A 23,053-nucleotide genomic window follows, 5' to 3' on the forward strand; every position below is an offset into this window, starting at 1 on the left:
AGGCTTGATCGGATTCAGTTTGATGGGGAATCGTGGGATTTTTCTAATTATTTTGAGTACATAAAAAGCGTTGCGAATTTGATGCCGAAGGCTCTTAGAGATTATTCGACTGATGTGGACTCCTATGTCCTTCATGGCGCCAAGACGCTGCACGACTCTAGGATGCTTTCAGCTGTGATTGAAAATGCATACGATGAGAGCTTCTCGAATGCTGTTTCGTCCATTGAGCTCAAATTTATTGATCAGCTATTCGGAGGGAAAACTACATTGCGGTATGCCGACGTTTCTTCTTACCATCTAAAAGAAATGGACTTGGATTTGAATCGGCATGCGGATGTTCTGGTTCACGAGTTCTCAATCGCTAAGCAAGATATATTTAGGCGCCGAATTATTTTTGATCATTTGGGCGAGATTGAAATTGAATTTCGCAAGTTCTCTTATATGTGGAACGAGTTGTAGGCACCGGAGAGCAGGTCTTTATCCATAGTTGCCGAGTAACGGTTCCAGGTTCACTTTTTTTGATCGTCCATGACGCACAAGGCCCGCAACGCTGCGGGCCTTGTCGTTTGCAGCGTTGTGGTCTGCGCCTACTGATGCGCGGCGATGAACGTGGCGATGATGCCGAGTAGCTGCTGCTTTGGCTTGGCCTGCATGCGCTCGATCTGCTTGATGCGGCGTTCCAAGCGCGTGCTGACACTGGCCGGCTTGCGGGTTTGCCGGACGTCCAGCAGTGCGTTGACGTTGAGCGCCTGTGCCAGCGCGATGAGCAGGCTGGCGCTGGGGTGTCTCGACTCGCCCTCGTAGTAGGCGATCTGCTTGCACAATCTCGCAGGTATCGTTAGATGATAGGAAATCCGAGATTGATCCGTACGCACTTACAGGAAGTGCTTCTATGAAAGGAGCAGGACTGGCTGCTGGGGGTGGCGTTGCCTACTCTGGTTTTCAACTGGGGGCAGGGAAATCACCAGGTGCATGGGATGGACGAGGGGGTTGGGATGCAACCCTTTATTGGTATCCAATAGGAAATTCAAAGATGGATGGTATCCCCGAATGGGTCAGCTGTGGGGCGTGTGGATCAAAATGAATACAGAAGCCTTCCTGCCGCTTCTTTTCCTTGGCTTTCTGCTTTTAATAGTGAGCAGGTTAATCGCTATAAAGCTCGCTAAAAGTTCTTTACCAAACGGGCGCCATTCAGAACTAGCTTCGCTTGATTACATTCCGTTGAATACCCCATCTGAAGCGCTTAAGTCGCTTTCTGCTTTTGGGAAAGCTGCTCTATCAAAACCACTTTCATTGGTTGGTCTTCTTTCATTTATACATATTGCGACTTGGATATCTCTGATTGGTGCAGTTATCTTCGAGATATTTAGATAACCACGATCAGGCTCGCCTTCTAATGCAACTACTTCCGGGATTATGATCCAGTAGCCGGGAGGTGCTCGCAGAGTGATCCAATTGGTCTTGCAGGTGGTATCTCGACGTATGGGTACGTTGGCGGAAATCCGCTGACGGGGATTGATCCGCTGGGGCTGGCAGACACTTCGTCGCCCTGGTCAGTTGGCTGGGAGTGGTTAACTGGCACAGGGCCTCGGCATCGTGATTTTAGTGATGGTGATCCGTTTGCTGAGACACTCGGACAGCATGGAAATATTCAGCGCCTCTTGAAAAGAGCTTGCGAGGGGACAATTCCAAAGCAAGGGGAGTGGGATTACTCCGTAAGTGGTTGGAAGGGGGGCGCTCTATTTGCACGACTATTCAAACTTGTTGACTTTCGGTCATATGGGAAATATTGCAGTTGCTTTTCTCGGAAGCTACAACGCACGTTATCAAATCGACGCTAACACGCTCTATGTTCAGGTGAACAATTATTCTTCGATAAATCAGCAACGCATCCCCTGTGATTGGTTACACTGGGTGGTGGTCTGAGAACATTAGCGATCCGCTGAATCGTTGGAGGTCGACTGGTGCAATGTCAGAAATTGCCCAGACACTCAACCTGACATTTGATTTGTCCGAGTGTGGGTGCAAAAAAATGATGCGCTCCTTCGTAACTCTTCTTATTTACGCTTCTCTTGTTGGATGTACCTGGGAACAGGATGTGACTGAATTTGTCGGAGTATGGAGGGCTGACGATGTTCGGGATCAGGGCAGGGAGATTTCCATGCGGCAGGATGGAAAGTTCATGGCAGCGAGAATTCCTGCCGCTATGGTTTGCTCGTCTGCTGGCGAACGTGGTGATCTTGATGGGTCTGGCACGTGGGAGTATCAGCCTGATGATGATCGGATCTTCTTGGTTTTTACAGGCATATCGAGCGAGAAATGTAGCGTCCCTTACGGCGTCATGGTCTTTATTGGCCCAGGAAAAAAGCTGTCATTGATCTCAGACGTTGATAAACCATCGACAGGAATAGAGTTCAGCCATATGTGAATAACAACAAGCCCCGCTCACGCGGGGCTTGTTGTTTATCCGTTCTCGCTTCGCATCTGTTCCTGCGGCTGTTCCCTGGAGTTCCCAGAAAGCGAATCTGTCAACGTCGGCGGCATCCCCACTGGCATCCGTAGCGGGGTACTGCCCGCTTTACGGTGAGCCATCCGGGCAGGCGCGATCCAGCTGGCGGTAGCCGATGGCTTCGGCCAGGTGCGTGCGTTCGATGGGGCCGCCACCGGCCAGGTCGGCGATGGTGCGGGCCACGCGCTGGATGCGGTGCATCGAGCGTGCGGACAGCTGCAGGCGTTCCATCGCCTGTTCGAGCATGGCCTGGTCGGCGGCGGTCAGCACGCAGTCGCGCAGGGTCTGTCCCGGGTCGAGGCGGGCGTTGGGGGTACCGGCGCGTTGCAGCTGGCGGGTACGTGCCTGCGCTACGCGGGCCTGCACGGCGGCGCTGTTTTCGGCGGGCGGAGCATCGCTGCGCAGTTCGGCCGGTGGCAGCCGTGGCACCTGCAGCTGCAGGTCGATGCGGTCCAGCAGCGGGCCGGAGATGCGTGCGCGGTAGCGGGCGATCGCGTCGGCCGAGCAGCGGCAGCGGCCACTGCGGTCGCCAGCCCAGCCACATGGGCACGGGTTCATCGCCGCCACCAGCTGGAAGCGGGCCGGGAACTCGGTGCTGCGCGCGGCCCGCGCGATGGTGACCACGCCCGATTCCAGCGGCTCGCGCAGCACTTCGAGCGTCTGCCGCTTCCATTCGGGCAATTCATCCAGGAACAACACGCCGTTGTGCGCCCGCGAGATCTCGCCGGGCCGCGGCAGTGCGCCGCCGCCGACCAGGGCGACCGCGCTGGCCGTGTGGTGCGGAGCGCGGTAGGGCCGTTGTCGCCAGCGTGTCGGGTCCACGCCGTGGCGCCCGGCCGAGGCGATGGCCGCCGTTTCCAGGGCTTCGGCCTCGCTGGCCTCGGGCAGGATGCCGGGCAGCCGCGAGGCCAGCAGGGTCTTGCCGCAGCCGGGTGAACCGACCAGCAGCAGGTGGTGGCCGCCGGCGGCGGTGATCTCCAGTGCGCGGCGGGCCTGCGCATGGCCGCGCACGTCGGCCAGGTCCGGCAGCGGCGCAGGTTCGCAGGTGCTGACCTGCGCGTCGGGCAGGGTCTTCTCGCCAGCCAGGGCGGCGCAGACTTCCAGCAGGGTGCGCGCGACCTTGACCGTCGCCTGCCGCGCCAGCGCGGCCTCGTCGGCGTTGTCCGACGCCACCACCAGCGTGCGCCGTTCACGCGCGGCGGCGATGGCCGCGGGCAGCGCGCCGTCCACCCCGCGCAGTTCGCCGGTCAGCGCCAGCTCGCCGATGAACTCATGCGCGGCCAGCGCCTGGCGGTCGATCTGGCCGCTGGCGGCGAGGATGCCCAGTGCGATGGGCAGGTCGAAACGGCCGCCGTCCTTGGGCAGGTCTGCCGGGGCCAGGTTGATGGTGATGCGCCGGGCCGGGAACTCGAACTGTGCGCAGAGAATGGCCGCGCGCACCCGGTCGCGCGATTCGCGTACCGCCGCTTCGGGCAGGCCCACGATCTGGGTGCAGGGCAGCCCGCCGGACAGGTGCACTTCGACCCGTACCGGCGGCGCATCCACCCCGGCGCGGGCACGGCTGTGCACCAGCGCCAGGCTCATGGGCGTGGCTCAGGCGTCGCCGGCGGGGCGCTTTTCCAGTGCGGCGACAGCCTGTTCCAGTGCGTCCAGCTTCTCGCGGGTGCGCAGCAGCACGGCGCGCTGCACTTCGAACTCCTCGCGGGTGACCAGGTCCAGCTTGGCCAGGCCGGCCTGCAGCGCGCTCTTGAAGGTGGCCTGCAGTTCCTCGCGCGATTCGCGCAGGCCCGGTGGCACCAGGTCGCTGAGGCGGCGGGCCAGCGCATCGATGTGGTTGAGGTCGATCATGGGGTGGTCTCCGCAGGGGCAGGCTGGCAGGTTAGGCGCCGCCGGCAACCGCGGCCATCGGGCTCTGTTGCGTGGGGGTATCAGGATAATCCCTTGCCGTCCGTGCGGCACGCCCCGCGCCTGCCGGGTCAGTGCCGGGCAGGCTATGCTTTCCCCGGCACACAGACAGGGAAACGACCGATGAAAATGATCATGGCCATCGTCAAGCCGTTCAAGCTGGACGACGTGCGCGAGGCGCTCGCCGAGCGCGGCGTGGCCGGCATCACCGTCACCGAGGTCAAGGGCTTCGGCCGGCAGAAGGGCCACACCGAGCTGTACCGCGGCGCCGAGTACGTGGTCGATTTCCTGCCCAAGGTGAAGATCGAGGTCGCGGTCACCGACGCCCAGGCCGACGAGGTGGTGGAGGCCATCGTCAAGGCCGCCGGCACCGGCAAGATCGGCGACGGCAAGGTGTTCGTGTACGACCTGGGCAGCGTGGTGCGCATCCGCACCGGTGAGATCGACGCCGACGCGCTCTGAACCATGGCGACCGTGGACGGTCAATTCGGCCAGCGCCTGCAGCGGGCCCTGGCGATGCTGGATGGCAAGGGCCTGCCGCGCGGCACGTCCGCGCCGTTGCTGTACCGGTGGTTGTGGAAGCTCGGTTTCCGCGTGCCGCCGCCGCTCATGATGGGGTTTGTCCCGAATGCCCTGCTGATGGGGGGCTTATTCGGGCCGACCTGGGGCTTGGTGATGTGGTTGATGGTCTGGCGCCGTTCGCAGATGCCGGCGGGCATGGTGCTGTTGGCCATGGTGTTGGCCGGCGTGCTGTTCGGCCTGGCGATGGGGCTGCACGCGCGCCGGAATGCGCGCCGGCGCGGCATTCCGCTCTGGCGCGATTTCCAGGGTTGAGCGCAGCTGGCGGGCCGCTGCCGGTGTTGCCCGCCGCGGCGCGCGGGCCGTGGACAGTGGCATGCGTGCCCGGGCAAGGCCGGCCGGTAGTCGGTAGCGCCGCTGCAGTGGGCTCCAGGCTGCGGCCTGGGAGCTGTCTCCTGTGCTGAAGCCGCGGGGTCCTGTGGGCCAGCGGGCCCCGCGAGGGGCGGCAGACGAAAGACCTCGCGTCGCTATGGGTCTTTCTGGGCGGAAGCCGCGGGCTTGTCCGCCCGATGCCCTGGCCATGAAGGCGATCGAGCGGGACAGGGCCCCATGCGGGAAAGGAGAGCGCCCGGCCCAGGCGAGGACAGGGCGGGCGGCACCGATGCCTCAATCGCTGCTGTCTCCGGGTTGTTTGTCCGCCCCCATTGCTTCCAGCGCCGCGCGGGCGCTCTGGCTGGCCGGATCGAGCTTCAAGGCGGTGCGGTAGCTTTCGCGGGCTTCATCCAGCCGCCCGGCCGCGCGATACGCCTCCCCGAGACTGTCGTGGGTGTTGGCCGAACCGGGATACGCCGCCACGCCCCATTCAAATACGCTGACCGCCTCGTCCTTGCGGCCCGCGCGAAGAAGCTTGTAGCCCAGCGCGTTCAGCGCCCTCTCGCTGTGGTCGTAGTCGTCGCGGCGCGCCCCCAGGCCTTCATAGGCCGCCGTCATGGCCTTGGGCCCCTGGCGATAGGCGATCGGGGTCAGCAGGTCGTCCACGCTCCGCTTTGCCGGTTGCATCGGCTTGCCGTTGAGCACCTCCATGAGGTCCTGGCCCATCGTCACCACAAGCGCGCCCTGCCAGAAATTGTCGAGGATGATGACGCAGTCCTCGTGCGACTCGGACCGCAGGTAATAGCTCTGGTAGCCCGGTACGCTGCCGGTGTGGGAAACGACCTGCAGCCTGGCGCCATCGGGCAGTGTCCAGTCATCGACATTCCACCCGAACCCATAGTGCGACGCCTGCGCCGTCAGCATCTGGCGCCGCGTGTCGTGGCTCAGCAGGCGCTCGCCATACAGCGCCCGGTCGAAGCGGTAGAGATCATCGACCGTGGTGTAGATGCCCGCCGCCGCGAACGACACGCTCGGGTCGATCCACTGTGGCTGCACCAGGGTGCCTTCCGCGGTGCGGGTGTAGCCTTCGGCGAGCCGTTCCAGCACCGACCTGCCGTTGAAAACACCGCTGGCGGTCATGCCTGCCGGGGCGAAGATCCGTTCCTGCAGGTTGTCCGCAAGAGACTGCCCGGTTGCCTGTTCGATCAGCAGACCGAGCAGGAAGAAGCCATTGTTGTTGTATCGCCACTGCTGGCCCGGGTTCTCCAGCAGCGTCGGCTTGATCCACTCGCGCGCAAAGTCCATCGGCGCATAGCTGCGGCGCGCGGCGGTCTGCCACCACGGGTCGGTGTAGCGCCCGGGGACGTCGGCAAGCCCCGAGGTGTGGCTGAGCAGCTGGGCTACCGTCACCTTCGCCGCAGGCGTCCCGGCGTAGAGCGCCGGCAGGTATTCGCCCAGTGTCCCGTCCAACCGCAGCGTGCCCTGCTGGACCAGCTGCATCGTGAGCGTGGCGACCAGCGGCTTGCTCAGCGAGCCGACCCGATAGCGCCCTTCCACCCGGTTGGGCGTTGCCCATTCAACATTGGCCTGGCCGTAAGCGGCGCGCAGCAGCACCTGGTCTCCCCGCGCCACCAGCACCGTGCCGTTGAAGCCACGGTGATCGGCGTAGCTGTCGACCAGGCGGCGCAGTTCATCGGCCGTGGGAGGCTGCTTCGCCAACGCGACTGCGCTGCACATCAGCAGGACGAAACCACATACCCGGGCAAAGGGACGCATCGATTGGCCTACGTTGGAGAATCCATCCGAAGCTAGCGGTTGACTACAGTTGTAGTCAATGGGTCGTCCGGCATGGTCCCAGGGCCCTCCGGGCGAGGCGCCGTGCCAGGCAGCGTGATGGCTGCGTTCGGCCGCCGGGTGGACCGGGTGATGCGCGGCGCCTGGAGAACCAACGAAAACCCCGCGCCGGTGGCCGGCGCGGGGTTGGGGTGCGTCGCTGCGGTGTGGCGCCGGCTTACTCGCCCAGCGCCTTGGCCACGAACGGCGGGCTGACCAGCACGCCGGTGTGCAGCGGGGCGGTGTAGTACAGCGTATCGAACGGCTTGGCGGCGGCGTCTTCTTCGCGGAAGCCGAAGCCGAAGCCGGCCTGCTTGCTGGCCACGGTCACCGACCACCAGCCGGTCGGGTAGCACGGCTGCGGGAACGGCAGGGTCTTGAACGACTGGAAGCCGGCCTTGCCCATCTCCGCGCGCATGTCCTTGATCAGGTCCAGCAGCGCCAGCGGCGATTCGCTCTGCTGTACCAGCAGGCCGTCGTCCTTCAGCGCGCGGAAGCAGCTTTCGAAGAAGGCCTTGTTGAACAGGCCCTCGGCCGGGCCGACCGGGTCGGTGGAGTCCACGATCACCACGTCGACGCTGCCCGGCGCGCAGTTGGCCATGTAGGCCACGCCGTCGTCGAACAGCAGCTCGGCACGGGCGTCGCCGTTGGACTCGCACAGCTCCGGGAAGTACTTCTCGGCCATGCGCGTGACCTGCTCGTCGATGTCGCACTGGGTGGCGCTTTCAACGCCCGGGTGCTTGAGCACCTCGCGCAGGGTGCCGCAGTCGCCGCCGCCGATGATCACCACGCGCCTGGGCGCCGGGTGGGTGAACAGCACCGGGTGGCTGATCATCTCGTGGTAGAAGAAGTTGTCCTTGGTGGTCAGCATCATGGCGCCATCGATGACCATCAGCTTGCCCCAGTCGGTGCTGTCGTAGATCTCGATCTTCTGGAACGGCGACTGCACTTCGTCCAGCTTGCCGGTGATGCGGAAACCGATGGCCGAGCCGGTCGGCTGGAAGTGTTCGATGAACCAGTTGTCGTGGGTGGTCATGGGGATTCCTGGGTGCAATGGACTTTTCCCTTCTCCCGCGGGCGGGAAAAGGCGCCCCGGAGGGCGGGCGAGGGGGGCGGCAAAGCCCGGTACGGCGGGGTCTGCGCCGTATTTCCGCCCCTGGATCCCGCTCCGGAGCGGGAGGGCGGAAGGCGCGGGCGCGGATTGTAACGGACCGGTGCCCCGCTGGCGTTAGAATGCGCGTCCTTTTTATCCACAGCCGAGAGTTGCTACGCCGATGAGCGATTGGTCCCTCGACCAGGCCCGCAAGACCTATTCGATCCCGCACTGGTCCGACGGTTATTTCGACGTCGATGCCGCCGGGCATGTCGTGGTGCGCCCCACCGGCGCGCGGGGCCCGGCCGTGTCGTTGCCGGAAATCGTCGATTCGGCGCGTGCCGCCGGCGCCAAACTGCCGCTGCTGGTGCGGTTCCCGGACATCCTCGGCGAGCGCCTTGGCAAGCTGCAGGCGGCCTTCGCCCAGGCCCAGCGTGACTGGGATTACCGTGGCGGCTACACCGCGGTCTATCCGATCAAGGTCAACCAGCACCGCGGCGTGGCCGGCACCCTGGCCAGCCACCATGGCGAGGGCTTCGGCCTGGAAGCCGGCTCCAAGCCGGAGCTGATGGCGGTGCTGGCGCTGAGCCGGCCGGGCGGGCTGATCGTCTGCAACGGCTACAAGGACCGCGAGTACATCCGCCTGGCGCTGATCGGCCGCAAGCTCGGCCTGCAGACCTACATCGTCATCGAGAAGCCCTCCGAGCTGAAGCTGGTGCTGGAGGAATCCAGGGCACTGGACGTGAAGCCGGGCCTGGGCGTGCGCATGCGCCTGGCATCGCTGGGTGCCGGCAAGTGGCAGAACAGCGGCGGCGACAAGGCCAAGTTCGGGCTGTCGCCGCGCCAGCTGCTGGACCTGTGGAAGTCGCTGCGCGATACCGAGTACGCCGATTGCCTGAACCTGCTGCACTTCCACATGGGCAGCCAGATCAGCAACGTGCGCGACATCGCCAACGGCATGCGCGAGGCCACCCGCTACTTCGTCGAGCTCTCGCGCCTGGGCGCGAAGATCAGCCACGTCGACGTCGGCGGTGGCCTGGGCATCGACTACGAAGGCACCCGCTCGCGCAGCTACTGCTCGATCAACTACGGCCTGAACGCCTACGCCAGCAACATCGTGCAGCCGCTGGCCGAGGCCTGCGAAGCGCACGCGCTGCCGCCGCCGCGCATCGTCACCGAGTGCGGCCGCGCGATGACCGCCCACCACGCGGTGCTGATCGCCAACGTGTCCGAAGTGGAGCAGGCCGCCGATGGCCGCATCCCCGAGGCGCATGACGACGAGCCGGCCGCGATCCGCCACCTGCGCGAGATCCATGACGAACTGGACCAGCGCCCGGCGGTGGAACTGTTCCAGGAAGCCCAGCACTTCCACGCCGAAGGCCTGAGCGCCTATGCACTGGGCCAGATCGACCTGCCGCAGCGTGCGCGCATCGACGACCTGTTCTACGCCATCGCCAACGGCGTGCGCGCGCGCCTGAGCTACGACGAGAAGAGCCATCGCCCCGCGCTGGACGAGCTGAACGACCGCCTGGTCGACAAGTACTTCGTCAACTTCAGCGTGTTCGAGTCGATCCCGGATGCCTGGGCCATCGACCAGGTGTTCCCGATCGTGCCGATCGAGCGCCTGGACGAGCGCCCGGATCGCCGCGGCGTGATCGCCGACATGACCTGTGATTCGGACGGCATGGTCAAGACCTACGTCGAGAACGAGAGCCTGGACAGCTCGCTGCCGCTGCACTCGGTGGGCCATGGCGAGAGCTACCGCATCGGCTTCTTCCTGGTCGGCGCCTACCAGGAAATCCTCGGCGACATCCACAACCTGTTCGGCGACACCGACGCGGTGGAAGTCACGGTCGATGGCAGCGGTTATCGCATCGCCCAGCAGCGTCGCGGCGACACCACCGACGTGATGCTCGACTACGTCGGCTACCGCCTGGACGACCTGCGCGCGGCCTACCGGCAACGCGTGGCCGCGGCCAACCTGCCGGCCGAGCGTGCCGCCGAGCTGGACGCCGCGCTGGAAGCGGGCCTGACCGGTTATACCTACCTGTCGGACGAGCCGCTGGGCTGAGCCGGCCGCGGGCATCGCCGCGCTGACGAGGGGGCGGGCCGTGCCCGCCCCTTCTCATTTCCGGCCTGTGCTGCGCGCATTGCCGGGATGGGCGCCAGCGTCGAGGGCAGGCATGGGAACAGCCCATCGCATCGCGGCCGCCGGCATGCCCGTCCGTGTCGCCGGCATCAGCCTTCGCGCGCGACCTGGAAGCCGGCGAACGACTGGCTCACCGGCATCAGCTCCAGGCGGTTGACGTTCAGGTGCGGCGGCAGGGTGGCGACCCAGAAGATCTGCTCGGCGATGTCCTGCGCGGTCATCGGGTTGGCGCCCTTGTAGAGCTGGTCCGAGGCGGCCTGGTTGCCATGGGTGCGCACCAGGGTGAACTCGGTCTCTGCCATGCCCGGCTCGATCGCGGTCACGCGTACGCCGGTGCCGTGCAGGTCGGCGCGCAGGCCCAGCGAGAACTGGCTGACGAAGGCCTTGGTGCCGCCGTAGGCGTTGCCGCCCGGATACGGGTAGATGGCGGCGGTGGAACTGATGTTGATGATCGCCCCGCGGCGTTCGATCAGCCGCGGCAGCAGGCGATGGGTCAGGGTGACCAGCGCGGTGACGTTGGTATCGATCATCGTGCGCCAGTCTTCCAGGCTGGCGTGCTGGGCAGCGGCGGTGCCCTGCGCCAGGCCAGCGTTGTTGACCAGCAGGTCGATGCCGCCGAACGCCGCCGGCAACGCCGCCAGTGCCGCCTCCATCGCCGCCGGATCGCGGATGTCGAAGACCGCCGCGTGCACCCGCTCGGCCCCGAACTCGTCCACCAGCGGCTGCAGGCGCTCGGCACGGCGGCCGGTGGCGATCACCTTCCAGCCGGCAGCGGCGAAGCGACGGGCGGCGGCGGCACCGAAACCGGACGTGGCGCCGGTGATCAGGACGGTCTTGGACATGACGGTTTCCCAGGGAGAAGAGGCCGTCGATTTTCGCACCTTCGCGGAGCACCGGCGCTGGCGTGATGCGGACACCCCGAACACGTCCATCGCGTCAACGCGCATGCCCATGGCGCCCACCCACCGGAGCCACAGCCCCCTTGCGTCAAGGGGGCGCGCCGACAGGCGCGGGGTTGTGGAGATAGCGGGCATGGGGCCCAAGGTTTGTTTCACAAACGTGGGATGAAGCCTCTGTAAGCGACGTCACTGCGCCCACGATTTTCGCACCTCGCTGAACACGGGGCTCGTAGACGCGGAGCCAGCCGCGAATGGCGCACTTCGCCAAATCCTGTGCGTGGCAAGCCCCCCGCACCCACGATGTTCCCACCGGAGCCACAGCCCCCTTGAATCAAGGGGGCGCGCCGACAGGCGCAGGGTTGTGGAAGGAAAGGCGGTGGGGCTCGATGTTCTGCTGTGCAGACATGGGGGTAACACCGCTGCAGGCGATTTCGCTACGCCTTCGATTTCCGCACCGTGGGAAGCGGATGCCCGTAGATGCGGGGCTTGCCCCGCATTGGGCCCAGTGCGGCATGGTCCCGCGATGCCGCCAGCGCATTCGCCGCCCACCCACCGGAGCCACAGCCCCCTTGAGTCAAGGGGGTGCGCCGACAGGCGCGGGGTTGTGGAGACAGCAGGCACGGGGCCCAAGGTTTGCTGCGCAAACCTTGGGGTAACACCGCCAAAGCGGTGTTACTGCGCCTTGATGGCCATCGCCTGCAGGCCGCTGCCGTTGAGCTTGGCCTTGGCTTCGGCCAGTTCGCTGGCGGTGCCATAGGGGCCCATGCGCACGCGGTAGACCGTGTTGCCGTTGATCTGCGCCGATTCGACGCGGGCGGCCAGGCCCATCATCGCCAGCTTGGCCTTGGTCGCCTCGGCGTCGCCGGAAGCGCCGAAGGCGCCGGCCTGGAGGATGTAGCGGACGTTGTCGCCACCGGCCGCGGTTGCCGGTGCCGCTGGCTCCGCCCGCCTGGGTGCGCTGTCGGTGGCGGCCACGGCAGGTGCCGGGGGAGTCGCCGTGGTGCCGGCCGTCGTGCCTGTGGCCGCCGCCGGGCGCGGCGTCTCGCTGATCGGTGACGGCAGCGGTGCGGCGGCCGCCGGTACCGGGCGCCCTTCCAGGGCAGCCTGCGCGCGCTGCGCTTCGCTGGCCTGCGCTGTCCGCGCGGCCTGGCTTCGGCGCTGTTCCTCGGCACGCGCGCTGGCGGCCAGCTCGGCGTCGGACATCTGCACTTCCTTGCCCGGCAGCAGGGTGTAGAAGTCGTACTGGGTCGCGGCCGGTTTCTCCGCCGGCTGCGCGCCATCGCGCGCGGCCGGACGGGGGAGGTCGGCGCCGGCGTCGATGTCGGCATCGGCGACCGGGGCCGGCTGCGCGTCCGGGTTGGGCTGGGGACCGACCCGCAGGAAGCCGTCGCCTTCCTTCTTGAACAGGTTCGGGGCGGCCAGGAACACCACGGCCGCGATCGCCGCGCCGGCGACCAGCCATACCCAGCCGGGCGTACCGTTGCCGCTGTTGCGCCGGGCCTGGCTCTTGCCGCGTCGTGCTGCCATTTCTGCAACGTCTCCTTGCTTACATCTTTTCCGGCGCGCTCACGCCCAACAGGCCCAGGCCGTTGGCGAGCGTCTGCCGCGCGGCGCCGGCCAGTGCCAGCCGGGCGTTGCGGGTGGCGGCATCGTCCACCAGTACCGGCGTCCCGTGATACCACGTGTGGAAGGCGTGCGCCAATTCACGCAGGTACTGCGCCACCAGGTGCGGTTCCAGCGACACGCCGGCGGCCTCGACCACTTCCGGGTAACGCGAGATTTCGTTCATCAGCTCCAGCGATGCCGCGTCGTCCAGCTGCGCCAGCGCGGACAGGCCCATCGCCTGGTCGTAGTCCATGCCCTTCTCCTGCGCCTGCCGCAGCAGCGAGCAGACGCGGGCATGCGCGTACTGGACGTAGAACACCGGGTTGTCGTTGCTCTGCTGGCGTGCCAGGTCGATGTCGAAGGTCAGCTGGGAATCGGGCTTGCGCGCGATCAGGAACCAGCGCACCGCGTCGCTGCCGACCTCGTCGATCAAGTCGCGCAGGGTCAGGTAGCTGCCGGCGCGCTTGGACAGCTTCACTTCCTCGCCGCCGCGCATCACCGTCACCATCTGGTGCAGCACGTATTCCGGCCAGCCCTGGGGGATGCCCACGCCCAGCGCCTGCAGGCCGGCGCGCACCCGCGCCAGCGAGCCGTGGTGGTCGGCGCCCAGTTCGGTGATGGCGCGCTCGTAGCCACGCTGCCACTTGCTCAGGTGGTAGGCCACGTCCGGCAGGAAGTAGGTATAGGTGCCGTCGGACTTGCGCATCACGCGGTCCTTGTCGTCACCGAAATCGGTCGAGCGCAGCCACAGCGCGCCGCCTTCCTCGTAGGTGTGGCCGGAGGCGACCAGCTGGTCCACCGTCTCGGCGACCTTGCCGTCGGTGTACAGCGAGCTTTCCAGGAAATAGATGTCGAAATCCACGCCGAACGCGGCCAGGTCCTGGTTCTGCTCGTTGCGCAGGTAGGCCACGGCGAAGCGGCGGATGGCGTCGATGTCCCCGGCATCGCCGGTACCGACCACCTGGCTGCCTTCCAGCTCGACGGTCTGGCCGAGCAGGTAGGCCTTGGCGACGTCGGCGATGTACTCGCCGTTGTATGCCTCGGCCGGCCACTGCGCGTCGCCCGGCTTGAAGCCGCGCGCGCGCGCCTGGACCGAGCGCGCCAGGTTCTCGATCTGCACGCCGGCGTCGTTGTAGTAGAACTCGCGCTTGGTATTCCAGCCGTTGGCTTCCAGCACGCGGGCGATGCAGTCGCCGATCGCGCCGGCGCGGCCATGGCCGACATGCAGCGGGCCGGTGGGGTTGGCCGAGACGTACTCGACGCCGACGCTGCGGCCGTTGCCGCCCAGGTTGCGGCCGTAGTCGGCACCTTCGCGCAGCACGCTGGCGACCTCGCGCTGGAACGCCACCGGCGCCAGCTTGAAGTTGATGAAGCCCGGGCCGGCGATCTCGACGCTGGCGACATCGTCGCTGGGCGGCAGCGCCGCGACCAGCGCCTGCGCCACCGCGCGCGGGTTGCTGCGTGCGGCCTTGGCCAGCAGCATCGCGGCATTGGTGGCGAAATCGCCGTGTTCGCGGGTCTTGGGTCGTTCGACCACGAAATCCGGCGGCAGGGTGTCGGCAGGCAGGGTGCCGTTGGCGCGCAAGGCTTCGATGCCTTGGCCGATCAGGGCGCGGAGTAGGGATTTCACGTGACTGTCTGCTTGGAGCGCGGAACTGCCCATTTTACCCGACCGGCGGGACCGCTGCTTCGGCCGCGGCGCAGCCGGTCAGCGAAGTCAACAGCGGGTGCAGGCCGGGGCCACGGCCTGCACGGCCGGGGAGCGTGCTGCGCGGCAGGGCTGCGGCGCCTGTCCCGGAGGGCGCGGACAGGCCCACGACGGCCGGGGCGGCGGCGGGTGGGCGTGCGCATTCGGCTACATCCAGCCGCGGGCCGCCAGCGACACCGGCAGGCCGTCGCCGATGACGAAGTGGTCCAGCAGCCGTATCTGAACCAGGGCCAGCGCCTCGCGCAGGCGCAGGGTGACGGTGCGGTCGGCCGCCGACGGCTCGGCGCTGCCCGAAGGATGGTTGTGGCCGACGATCACCGCCGCGGCGTTGTGTGCCAGGGCCCGGCGCACCAGTTCGCGCGGGTGCACCTCGGCGCCGTCGATGGTGCCGCGGAACAGCTCCTCGAAGGCCAGTGCCCGGTGCCGGCTGTCCAGGAACAGGGCGGCGAACACCTCGTGCGGCCGGGGCCGCAGCCGTTGCACGAAATAGCGGCCGGCCGAGTCCGGGTCGGTCAGGGTGGTGCCGCGCTCCAGGTCCGAGGCCAGGTGGCGCTGGCCCAGCTCCAGTGCCGCCACCAGCCGGCAGGCGCGGGCCGGGCCCAGGCCCGGCACCCGCATCAGTTCGCGCGCGCCACGGTCCATCAACTGCCGCAGCGGGCCGTGTACATGCAGCATCTCGCGCGCGGTCCGTATCGCATCCTGGCCGGGCAGGCCCGAGCCCAGGAAGATGGCCAGCAGCTCCGCGTCGGACAGGATGCTGGCCCCGTGTGCCAGCAGCTTTTCGCGGGGGCGTTCGGAGTCGGGCCAGTGGCGGATGTGCATGGGCTCAGGGTGGCCGTCAAGCGTGTGCAGGGTAATAAGTCGTCACGGACCCTTCGGGTAAGCTAAAGATTCTTGTGCAGGTAGGATTTCCCAAGTGACCGGCTTTCCCCACAGTGTCCATGCGCCCTCCCGGCCGCTGGACGGACAGAAGCTGCTGCTGTGCGTCGGCGGCGGCATCGCCGCCTACAAATCGCTGGAGCTGGTGCGCCGCCTGCGCGACGCCGGCGCCCACGTGCAGGTGGCCATGACCGACGGCGCCCAGCAGTTCGTCACGCCGCTGAGTTTCCAGGCCCTGTCCGGGCAACCGGTGCGCACCACCCTGTGGGACAGCGCCGCCGAACAGGCGATGGGCCATATCGAACTGGCACGCTGGGCCGACCGCATCGTCATTGCCCCGGCCACCGCCGACCTGCTGGCGCGGCTGGCGCACGGCCATGCCGACGACCTGGTCACCACGCTGTGCCTGGCCACGACCGCACCGCTGACGGTGTGCCCGGCGATGAACCACCGGATGTGGCTGCACCCGGCTACCCAGGCCAACATCGCGCTGCTGCGCGAGCGTGGTGCGCAGGTGGTCGGACCGGAGGACGGCCCGCTGGCCGAGGGCGAATCCGGCCCCGGGCGGCTGAGCGAACCGGAGGCCATCGTCGCCGCGCTGGCCGGCCAGGCCGCGCCCGCGGCGGCGACCGTGCCGGACCGGCTGCAGGGCATGCAGGTGCTGATCAGCGCCGGCCCGACGTATGAGGACCTGGACCCGGTGCGCTATGTCGGCAACCGCTCCAGCGGCAAGATGGGCTACGCACTGGCGGCCGCGGCCGCACGCCGTGGCGCGCGGGTGGTGCTGGTCAGTGGCCCGGTGCAGTTGCCGACGCCGGCCGGCGTGCAGCGGGTGGACGTGCGCTCGGCCGCGCAGATGCGCGAGGCGGTGCTGGCCGCGCTGCCGGCCGACATCTACATCGGCGCCGCGGCCGTGGCCGACTACACCCCGCGCCAGGTGGCGCAGCAGAAGCTGAAGAAGACCGCGGGCAGCCAGACGCTGACCCTGGAACTGGTGCGCACCCCGGACATCCTGGCCGAGGTGGCCACCCAGGAGCAGGCGCTGAAGCTGGTGGTCGGCTTTGCCGCCGAGACCCACGACGTGGAGAAATACGCGCGCGGCAAGCTCGCCGACAAGCACCTGGACCTGATCATCGCCAACCAGGTCGGCATCGCCGGTGGCGGCTTCGAGAGCGACCAGAACGCGGCGACCGCCTACTGGAGCGATGGCCAGCGCGCGTTTCCAGGCACCGCCAAGACGCAGCTGGCCGAACAACTGCTGGACCTGATCGCGGAGAGACTGGACGCATGAACATGGACGCCGCCCCGCACCCATTGCAGGTGAAGCTGCTGGATCCCCGCTTCGGCGATGCCTGGCCGCTGCCGGCCTATGCCACCGAGGCCAGCGCCGGCATGGACCTGCGCGCGGCGATCGAAGTGCCGATGACGCTGGAACCCGGCGACGCGGCGCTGCTGCCCAGCGGCATCGCCATTCATATCGCCGACCCCGGCCTGTGCGCCGTGGTGCTGCCGCGCTCGGGGCTGGGCCACCGCCACGGCATCGTGCTGGGCAACGGTACCGGCCTGATCGATGCCGATTACCAGGGGCCGCTGCTGATCAGCGTGTGGAACCGTGGCCGCGAGCCGTTCACCATCGAACCGGGCGACCGCGTCGCCCAGCTGGTTGTCATGCCCATCGCCCGCGTGACCTTGCAGGTGGTGGATACTTTCATCGACAGTGCGCGTGGAACGGGTGGATTCGGCCATACCGGAGTGCGCTGACAGGGGAAACGCACGATGAGCCAAGGGAACCATGGCGGGCGTCCGCGCCCGGCGCTCGGCCGTTCGACGCCGCTGCTGGCGGCACTGCTGGTACTGCTGGCCGGCTGGTTCGGCTGGGGCGCCTTCGAACAGTGGCGGCAGGCCGGTACCGGCGCCCGGCTGGAGCAGGCGCGCGACCAGGCGGTGGAGGAGCTGCACAAGACCCTTGCCGGGCAGACCGCGCAGTTCGCGCGCCAGCTGGAGCTGGAACCGGTCAAGGCCGCCCTGGCCAATGGCGACGCCGCGGCCGTGGCATCGGCGGTGCGCGAAAAGTGGGGCGGGGTGGACGACGCCCAGGTATTCGATGGCGCGCTCTCCGATGCCTACGCCGACCCGGCCGCGTTCGGCTATTCGCGGCTGGCCCTGCTGGAACTGGCGATGAGCGAAGGCAAGCCGGTCGCGCGCGTGGTGCGCGATGGCAACGCGCCGCGCCTGGGGCTGGCCGCACCGGTACGCCTGCAGGAGCGGCCGGCGCTGGTCTACGTGCGCCAGCCGCTGAACCCGTTGACCACCGTGTTCGATGCGCTGGATTCGCCCGATTCGGCCTTCCTCGGCCTGCGCCAGGGCGGGTTCACCATCATGCGGCGGGGCAATACCGCCCTGGGCAGCGGCGCCGATGCGCTGGCGCGGCCGGTGGCCGATACCGGCCTGCGCGTGGTCGCGGAAATGCCCGACATGAGCGAAGGCCCGCTGGGCCTGGGGGCATTGGCGTGCGCGACGGTGGCGCTGCTGATGCTGGCGACGGCGGTGCTGTTGCTGGTCGGCCGCAAGCGCCTGCGCCTGCCTGTGCTGCGGCGCGGTGGCGAGCCGGTGGACGCCGACAATGGCGTCACCCTGAGCGAGGCGCTGGCGCAGGAACCGCTGCCGGTGGTGGCGGCGCGCGCGCGCGGGGCGGGCGACGGCGAGGGTGAACCGGCGCCCGAGATGGACATCGGCACGGTGCCCGCCGGCATTTTCCGCGCCTACGACATCCGCGGGGTGGTCGGCAGCGAGCTGACGCCGGCCGTGGCCACGCTGATCGGCCAGGCCATCGGTACCCGGATGCAGGCCCAGGGCCTGCGCGAGGTGGTGGTGGGGCGCGACGGCCGCCTGTCCGGTCCCGAACTGGTGGCCGGGCTGGTCGAAGGCCTGCGCCGCGCCGGCTGCGACGTCATCGACATCGGCATGGCGCCGACCCCGGTGGTGTACTTCGCCGCGTACCACCTGCGCGCCGGCAGCTGCGTGGCGGTGACCGGCAGCCACAATCCGCCGGACTACAACGGCTTCAAGATCGTCATCGGCGGCGAAACCCTGTCCGGCGAGGCGATCACCGACCTGCACCGGTGCATCGTCGAAGGCCGCCTGCAGCGCGCCGATGCCCCGGGCGGGCTGCAGCAGCGCGAGGTCATCGCCGACTACGTGCAGCGCATCGCCGACGACGTGCAGCTGGACCGCCCGCTCAAGGTGGTGGCCGACGCCGGCAACGGCGTCGCCGGCGCGGTCGCCCCGCAGCTGCTGGAAGCCATCGGCGCCGAGGTGATCCCGCTGTACTGCGAGGTCGACGGGCAGTTCCCCAACCACCATCCGGACCCGAGCGAACCGCACAACCTCGAGGACCTGGTGCAGATGGTCCGGCGCTTCGACGCCGACCTCGGCGTGGCCTTCGACGGCGACGGCGACCGCCTGGGCGTGGTCACCCGCGATGGCCGGATCGTGTTCGCCGACCGCCTGCTGATGCTGTTCGCCGCCGACGTGCTGGCGCGCAACCCCGGCGCGATGGTGATCTACGACGTCAAGTGCACCGGCCGCCTGGCCGACTACATCCTGCGCAACGGCGGCAGCCCGATGATGTGGAAGACCGGGCATTCGCTGATCAAGGCGCGCATGCGCGAGACCGACGCCGAGCTGGCCGGCGAGATGAGCGGCCACTTCTTCTTCAAGGAGCGCTGGTACGGCTTCGACGACGGCCTGTACGCCGCCGCGCGCCTGCTGGAGATCCTGGCGCAGCGCGAGGAAGACCCGTCCGAGGTGTTCGACGAACTGCCCGATGCGGTCTCCACGCCGGAGCTGAAAGTGGCGGTGGCCGAAGGCACCCAGCATGCGCAGGTGGCGTTGGTGGTGGCCGCCGCGCAGGCCGAGGATTCGCCGTTCGCGGCCGCCCGCATCTCCACCATCGACGGCCTGCGCGCGGATTTCAGCGACGGCTGGGGGCTGGTGCGCGCGTCCAACACCACTCCGGTGCTGGTGCTGCGGTTCGAGGCGGACGACGCGGATGCGCTGGAACGGATCAAGGGCCTGTTCCGCGAGCAGCTGCAGCGGGTGCTGCCGGCCGGAACCGAATTGAACTTCTGAGCCGCGGTACCCGCGCCGCACGCGCGGGGCCGGTCGTTCGCCGCGAGGTACAGGCCGCGCGCCCGGTGGCGCGCAGCCCTAGGGCGCCTGGAAGCGCAGGCCGACGCCCGGCTCGGTGAACAGGTAGCGCGACTGCAGTGCCGAGTCGCCGAGCTTGTGCCGCAGCCGGCCCACCAGGATGCGCAGGTAGTGGGTGTCATGGCGATGGCTCGGGCCCCAGACTTCCTGCAGGATCTGCGGCTGGGTGACCACCCGCCCGGCATTGCGCAGCAGCAGCGCCAGCAGCGCGTACTCCTTGCGGGTCAGCGCCACCGCCGCACCATCCACGCGGACCTCGCGGCGGGCCAGGTCGATGCGCAGGTGGCCATCGTCGAACAGCGGCACCTGGCCGTCGCCATCGGCGTTGCGGCCGCGCAGCAGCGCCCGCACCCGCGCCATCAGCTCCTGCGTGCCGAACGGCTTGGTCACGTAGTCGTTGGCGCCGTTGTCCAGCGCCCGCACCTTCTCCGCCTCGCCGCCGCGCACGCTGAGCATGATCACCGGCACCTGGCTCCACTGCCGCAGTTCGGCCAGCACCTCGTGGCCTTCCATGTCGGGCAGGCCGATGTCCAGGATCACCAGGTCGGCGCCCTCGCCGGCCAGCGCACGCAGCCCCTCGCCGCCATTGGCAGCCTGCACGGTGGCGTATCCCTGGGCGCGCAGCGAGATGTCGAGGAAGCGGCGGATCTGCACCTCGTCGTCGATCACCAGCACCCGCGCCGGTGGTATGGCGGGGGGCTCAGCCATCGTCGCGCGGGCCTTCCGGGTGGGGCTGGAGCAGGGGCAGGGTCATGCGCACCAGCGTACCGTGTCCATCGCGGCCGGGCAGCGCTTCGACATGGCCGCCATGCGCGCCGATCATGCCCTGGCAGATGGTCAGGCCCAGGCCGGTGCCCTGGCGGCCGCGGTCGCCGCGCTCGACGCTGTAGAACATGTCGAAGATGCGCAGGCGCTCGGCATCGGGAATGCCCGGTCCCTCGTCGATCACCTCGATGCACAGTTCGCCGTCGCGCACGCGTGCGCGTACTTCCACGGCCACGCCCGGCGGCGAGAACTTGGCCGCGTTCTCCATCACGTTGAACAGTGCCTGCTCGACCAGCGCCGGATGCACCCAGATCGGCGGCAGGTCGTGCGGGATGTCCAGCTTCAGCAGCGCTTCTGGCTGGTAGCGCTGCAGGCGCCGCGCCGCCGAGCCGATCAGTTCGTCGACGCCGATCCAGTCGCGGCTGAGCTTGAGCCCGTCGTGGCCGAGCCGGGTCATGTCCAGCAGGTTCTGGATGTAGCGGTCCAGGCGCTCGCCCTCGACGACGATGGTGTCGAGCAGGGCGCGGCGGTCGCCGGCATCCATCGCCTCGGCATAGCTGGAAAGGCTGTCGGCCGAGCCGATCATCGCCGCCAGCGGCGAGCGCAGGTCGTGCGATACCGACGACAACAGCGCCGAGCGCAGGCGTTCGGTCTCGTTGTGCAGGTGGGCGGTTTCCAGGTCGGCGACCAGCCGCGTGCGCAGTGCCGCCTGGGCGATGTCATCGACCATCGCCTCGGCCAGCTGGCGCTGCTCCGGGGCCAGCCGCGGATGCTGGCGGTCGAAGCGCAGGCCGGCCACGCCGATGCCATGCCCTTCGCCATCGAGCAGCGGCAGGAACCACCAGTCGGCGCCGGCCAGGGTATCGGTGAAGCGGCCCGATGGCTGCCCGTGGCGCAGCGCCCAGTCGGCGGCGGCCAGGTCGGTGTCGCCCGGTGCGGCGCTGCCGCCGGTGCTGGTGTCGTGCGCCACCCGCACCCAGGCCGGCGCGTCCAGCGCCTGCTCCAGCGCGACCCGGCCGGCATGCGCCACCTGCGCGTTGTCCACGGCACTGGCCAGTTGCCGGCCCAGCGCCTGGCGCACGTTGGCATGGCGGTTGGCCGCGCGCAGCGCCACCACCTGCATGCGCAGCCGCGACGCCAGCCGCCCGGCCACCAGCGCCGCGGCCAGGAACAGGAACACGGTGATCACGCCCTGGCGCGCGTTGATGGCGAAGGTGAAGCGCGGCGCGATGAAGAAGAAGTTGTAGGCCAGGAAGCACAGCGTGGCCGCCAGCACCGCCACGCCCATGCGCGTGCGCGCGGCCACCAGCACCACCGCGACGATGAACACCATCGCCAGGTCGCTCAGCCCGATCCAGCGTTCGCCCAGCCATGCCGCCCCGCAGGCCACGGCGGTGGCCAGCAGCGCCAGCCCGGCATCCCGGCTCCAGTTCTCCGGGTCCAGCGACAACCGCGCCCGGCGCGCGCTGGCCCGCGCCTGCGGCGTGCTGATGATGGTGATCTCGTAGTGCGCGCCGCGCTGGATCAGCTGCTGGGTCAGGGTCTGGTTGAACAGCCGCGCCAGCGGCCGTTCGCGGGTGCGGCCCAGCACCAGGGTGGAGACGGCGTTGTGCGCGGCGTGGTCCAGCAGCACGTCGGCGATGCCCGGCCCGTGCAGCAGTTCGGCATCGCCGCCGAGCCGGCGCGCCAGCGCGAAGGCGGCGTCGATCTCGCGGCGGGTGGCCTCGTCCTGGCGGCGGTGCTGCACCGTGACCACGGTCCATGGGGCATCGCGGCGCTCGGCGATGCGCCGGGCCACGCGCACCAGGTATTCGCTCTGGCCGCCGCCGTCGATCGCCACCAGCACCCGGCGCCGCAGCGGCAGGTTGCCCTCGCCACGCGCGGCGCGGGTCTCGCGCAGGCTGCTGTCGACCCGATCGGCCGCCTCCTGCATGGCCAGCTCGCGCAGCGCGGTGAGATTGGCGGGCGAGAAGAAGGCCTGCAGCGCCTGCGCCGCCTGCTCGGGCACGTATACCTTGCCCTGCCGCAGGCGCTCGATCAGTTCGCGTGGCGGCAGGTCGACCAGCACGATGTCGTGCAGGCGGTCGAACACCGCATCGGGCACGGTTTCGGCCACGCGCACGCCGGTGATGCGCATCACCACGTCGTTGAGGCTTTCCAGGTGCTGGATGTTGATGGTCGTCCACACGTCGATGCCGGCGTCGAGCAGTTCCATCACGTCCTGCCAGCGCCGTTCGTGGCGGCTGCCGGGGGCGTTGCGGTGCGCCAGTTCGTCCACCAGCACCAGGGCCGGGCGCCGCGCCAGCACCGCGTCCAGGTCCATCTCCTGCAGGCGGTGGGCGCGGTACTGGACCTCGCGCAGCGCGATAAGCGGCAGGCCGTCCAGCAGGGCGGCGGTGTCGTCGCGGCCGTGCGTCTCCACCACGGCCGCGACCACGTCCACGCCCCGGCGCAGTTGTTCCTGCGCACGGGTGAGCATGGCGAAGGTCTTGCCGACGCCGGGTGCGGCGCCGAGGAAAACCGTCAGCTTGCCGCCCGCCTCGCGTTGCAGGCTTTCGGCCAGCGCATCGGCCTGGCGGCTGCGGGAGTCGTTCATGGCCGCGATTGT

20 protein-coding genes and 1 pseudogene are annotated in these 23,053 nt (G+C 68.2%); 10 read left to right on the forward strand and 11 right to left on the reverse strand.

Annotated elements, in window-relative coordinates; genetic code table 11:
- Positions 1 to 81: 81 nt before the first annotated feature.
- Complete coding sequence (locus F0P95_RS04650; protein WP_182335869.1) at positions 82 to 459, forward strand: hypothetical protein; 378 nt, start codon at positions 82 to 84, stop codon at positions 457 to 459.
- Between the two features lie 128 nt (positions 460 to 587).
- Here F0P95_RS04650 and F0P95_RS04655 read toward each other — a convergent pair whose 3' ends face one another.
- On the reverse strand, positions 588 to 824 hold the full coding sequence (locus F0P95_RS04655) for a hypothetical protein (RefSeq protein ID WP_182335870.1): 237 nt from the start codon (positions 822 to 824) through the stop codon (positions 588 to 590).
- Positions 825 to 1,050: 226 nt separating this feature from the next.
- Between F0P95_RS04655 and F0P95_RS04660 the strand changes: the two genes are divergently transcribed.
- From F0P95_RS04660 to F0P95_RS04670, 3 genes and pseudogenes are all read left to right on the forward strand, one after another.
- Positions 1,051 to 1,374 carry a hypothetical protein gene (locus F0P95_RS04660; RefSeq protein WP_182335871.1) on the forward strand — a complete coding sequence of 108 codons (324 nt, stop codon included), beginning with the start codon at positions 1,051 to 1,053 and terminating at the stop codon, positions 1,372 to 1,374.
- A gap of 38 nt (positions 1,375 to 1,412) precedes the next feature.
- A pseudogene (locus F0P95_RS04665) lies at positions 1,413 to 1,841 on the forward strand (RHS repeat-associated core domain-containing protein); the annotation flags it as partial.
- A 128-nt stretch (positions 1,842 to 1,969) separates the two neighbouring features.
- A complete protein-coding gene (locus tag F0P95_RS04670) occupies positions 1,970 to 2,428 on the forward strand; it encodes a hypothetical protein (RefSeq protein ID WP_182335872.1) in 459 nt (152 codons plus the stop codon).
- A gap of 150 nt (positions 2,429 to 2,578) precedes the next feature.
- On the opposite strand, the gene F0P95_RS04675 is transcribed toward F0P95_RS04670, so the two are convergent.
- On the reverse strand, positions 2,579 to 4,093 hold the full coding sequence (locus F0P95_RS04675) for a YifB family Mg chelatase-like AAA ATPase (RefSeq protein ID WP_182335873.1): 1,515 nt from the start codon (positions 4,091 to 4,093) through the stop codon (positions 2,579 to 2,581).
- A 9-nt stretch (positions 4,094 to 4,102) separates the two neighbouring features.
- The gene (gene ubiK, locus F0P95_RS04680; protein WP_182335874.1) at positions 4,103 to 4,357 is read right to left on the reverse strand and encodes a ubiquinone biosynthesis accessory factor UbiK; all 255 of its coding nucleotides are present in this window, start codon (positions 4,355 to 4,357) and stop codon (positions 4,103 to 4,105) included.
- Between the two features lie 180 nt (positions 4,358 to 4,537).
- Here ubiK and F0P95_RS04685 point away from each other — a divergent pair, with 180 nt between their 5' ends.
- Together F0P95_RS04685 and F0P95_RS04690 are read left to right on the forward strand one after the other, a co-directional pair.
- Complete coding sequence (locus F0P95_RS04685; protein WP_182335875.1) at positions 4,538 to 4,876, forward strand: P-II family nitrogen regulator; 339 nt, start codon at positions 4,538 to 4,540, stop codon at positions 4,874 to 4,876.
- A 3-nt stretch (positions 4,877 to 4,879) separates the two neighbouring features.
- Positions 4,880 to 5,248, forward strand: a complete 369-nt coding sequence (locus F0P95_RS04690; protein ID WP_182335876.1) for a DUF6404 family protein — start codon at positions 4,880 to 4,882, stop codon at positions 5,246 to 5,248.
- A 351-nt stretch (positions 5,249 to 5,599) separates the two neighbouring features.
- Here F0P95_RS04690 and F0P95_RS04695 read toward each other — a convergent pair whose 3' ends face one another.
- A complete protein-coding gene (locus tag F0P95_RS04695) occupies positions 5,600 to 7,024 on the reverse strand; it encodes a serine hydrolase domain-containing protein (RefSeq protein ID WP_182335877.1) in 1,425 nt (474 codons plus the stop codon).
- A gap of 292 nt (positions 7,025 to 7,316) precedes the next feature.
- Positions 7,317 to 8,174, reverse strand: a complete 858-nt coding sequence (gene speE, locus F0P95_RS04700; protein WP_182335878.1) for a polyamine aminopropyltransferase — start codon at positions 8,172 to 8,174, stop codon at positions 7,317 to 7,319.
- 238 nt (positions 8,175 to 8,412) lie between these two features.
- Between speE and speA the strand changes: the two genes are divergently transcribed.
- Positions 8,413 to 10,302: an arginine decarboxylase gene (gene speA, locus F0P95_RS04705; RefSeq protein ID WP_054662555.1), complete on the forward strand. Its 1,890-nt coding sequence runs from the start codon at positions 8,413 to 8,415 to the stop codon at positions 10,300 to 10,302.
- Positions 10,303 to 10,469: 167 nt separating this feature from the next.
- Here speA and F0P95_RS04710 read toward each other — a convergent pair whose 3' ends face one another.
- The 4 genes from F0P95_RS04710 to radC all read right to left on the reverse strand — a co-directional run bounded on the left by F0P95_RS04710 (position 10,470) and on the right by radC (position 15,414).
- Entirely contained in the window at positions 10,470 to 11,222 is a 753-nt protein-coding gene (locus F0P95_RS04710; RefSeq protein ID WP_182335879.1) for an SDR family NAD(P)-dependent oxidoreductase, read from the reverse strand.
- 729 nt (positions 11,223 to 11,951) lie between these two features.
- Positions 11,952 to 12,806, reverse strand: coding sequence for an SPOR domain-containing protein (locus F0P95_RS04715; protein ID WP_182335880.1), 855 nt, complete (start codon positions 12,804 to 12,806; stop codon positions 11,952 to 11,954).
- A gap of 19 nt (positions 12,807 to 12,825) precedes the next feature.
- Positions 12,826 to 14,514: an arginine--tRNA ligase gene (gene argS, locus F0P95_RS04720; protein ID WP_182335881.1), complete on the reverse strand. Its 1,689-nt coding sequence runs from the start codon at positions 14,512 to 14,514 to the stop codon at positions 12,826 to 12,828.
- Positions 14,515 to 14,739: 225 nt separating this feature from the next.
- A complete protein-coding gene (gene radC, locus F0P95_RS04725; protein WP_182335882.1) occupies positions 14,740 to 15,414 on the reverse strand; it encodes a RadC family protein in 675 nt (224 codons plus the stop codon).
- A 94-nt stretch (positions 15,415 to 15,508) separates the two neighbouring features.
- Between radC and coaBC the strand changes: the two genes are divergently transcribed.
- From coaBC to F0P95_RS04740, 3 genes are read left to right on the forward strand one after another with little or no spacing between them, the layout of a single operon-like run.
- The gene (coaBC, locus tag F0P95_RS04730; RefSeq protein WP_182335883.1) at positions 15,509 to 16,762 is read left to right on the forward strand and encodes a bifunctional phosphopantothenoylcysteine decarboxylase/phosphopantothenate--cysteine ligase CoaBC; all 1,254 of its coding nucleotides are present in this window, start codon (positions 15,509 to 15,511) and stop codon (positions 16,760 to 16,762) included.
- Between the two features lie 2 nt (positions 16,763 to 16,764).
- Positions 16,765 to 17,232 (forward strand): dUTP diphosphatase, encoded by a 468-nt coding sequence (gene dut / locus F0P95_RS04735; protein WP_225546719.1) that lies wholly within the window; start codon positions 16,765 to 16,767, stop codon positions 17,230 to 17,232.
- Between the two features lie 15 nt (positions 17,233 to 17,247).
- Positions 17,248 to 19,602 (forward strand): phosphomannomutase/phosphoglucomutase, encoded by a 2,355-nt coding sequence (locus F0P95_RS04740; RefSeq protein WP_182335884.1) that lies wholly within the window; start codon positions 17,248 to 17,250, stop codon positions 19,600 to 19,602.
- A gap of 78 nt (positions 19,603 to 19,680) precedes the next feature.
- Here the strand turns inward: F0P95_RS04740 and F0P95_RS04745 are convergent, their stop codons facing one another.
- Both F0P95_RS04745 and F0P95_RS04750 read right to left on the reverse strand, forming a co-directional pair.
- A complete protein-coding gene (locus F0P95_RS04745; protein ID WP_182335885.1) occupies positions 19,681 to 20,388 on the reverse strand; it encodes a response regulator transcription factor in 708 nt (235 codons plus the stop codon).
- Entirely contained in the window at positions 20,381 to 23,041 is a 2,661-nt protein-coding gene (locus F0P95_RS04750) for a sensor histidine kinase (RefSeq protein WP_182335886.1), read from the reverse strand. The genes F0P95_RS04745 and F0P95_RS04750 overlap by 8 nt, the downstream gene beginning before the upstream one ends.
- Positions 23,042 to 23,053: the final 12 nt, after the last annotated feature.

Origin of the sequence: Stenotrophomonas acidaminiphila, from assembly GCF_014109845.1 — a bacterium.
Lineage (GTDB): Bacteria > Pseudomonadota > Gammaproteobacteria > Xanthomonadales > Xanthomonadaceae > Stenotrophomonas > Stenotrophomonas acidaminiphila.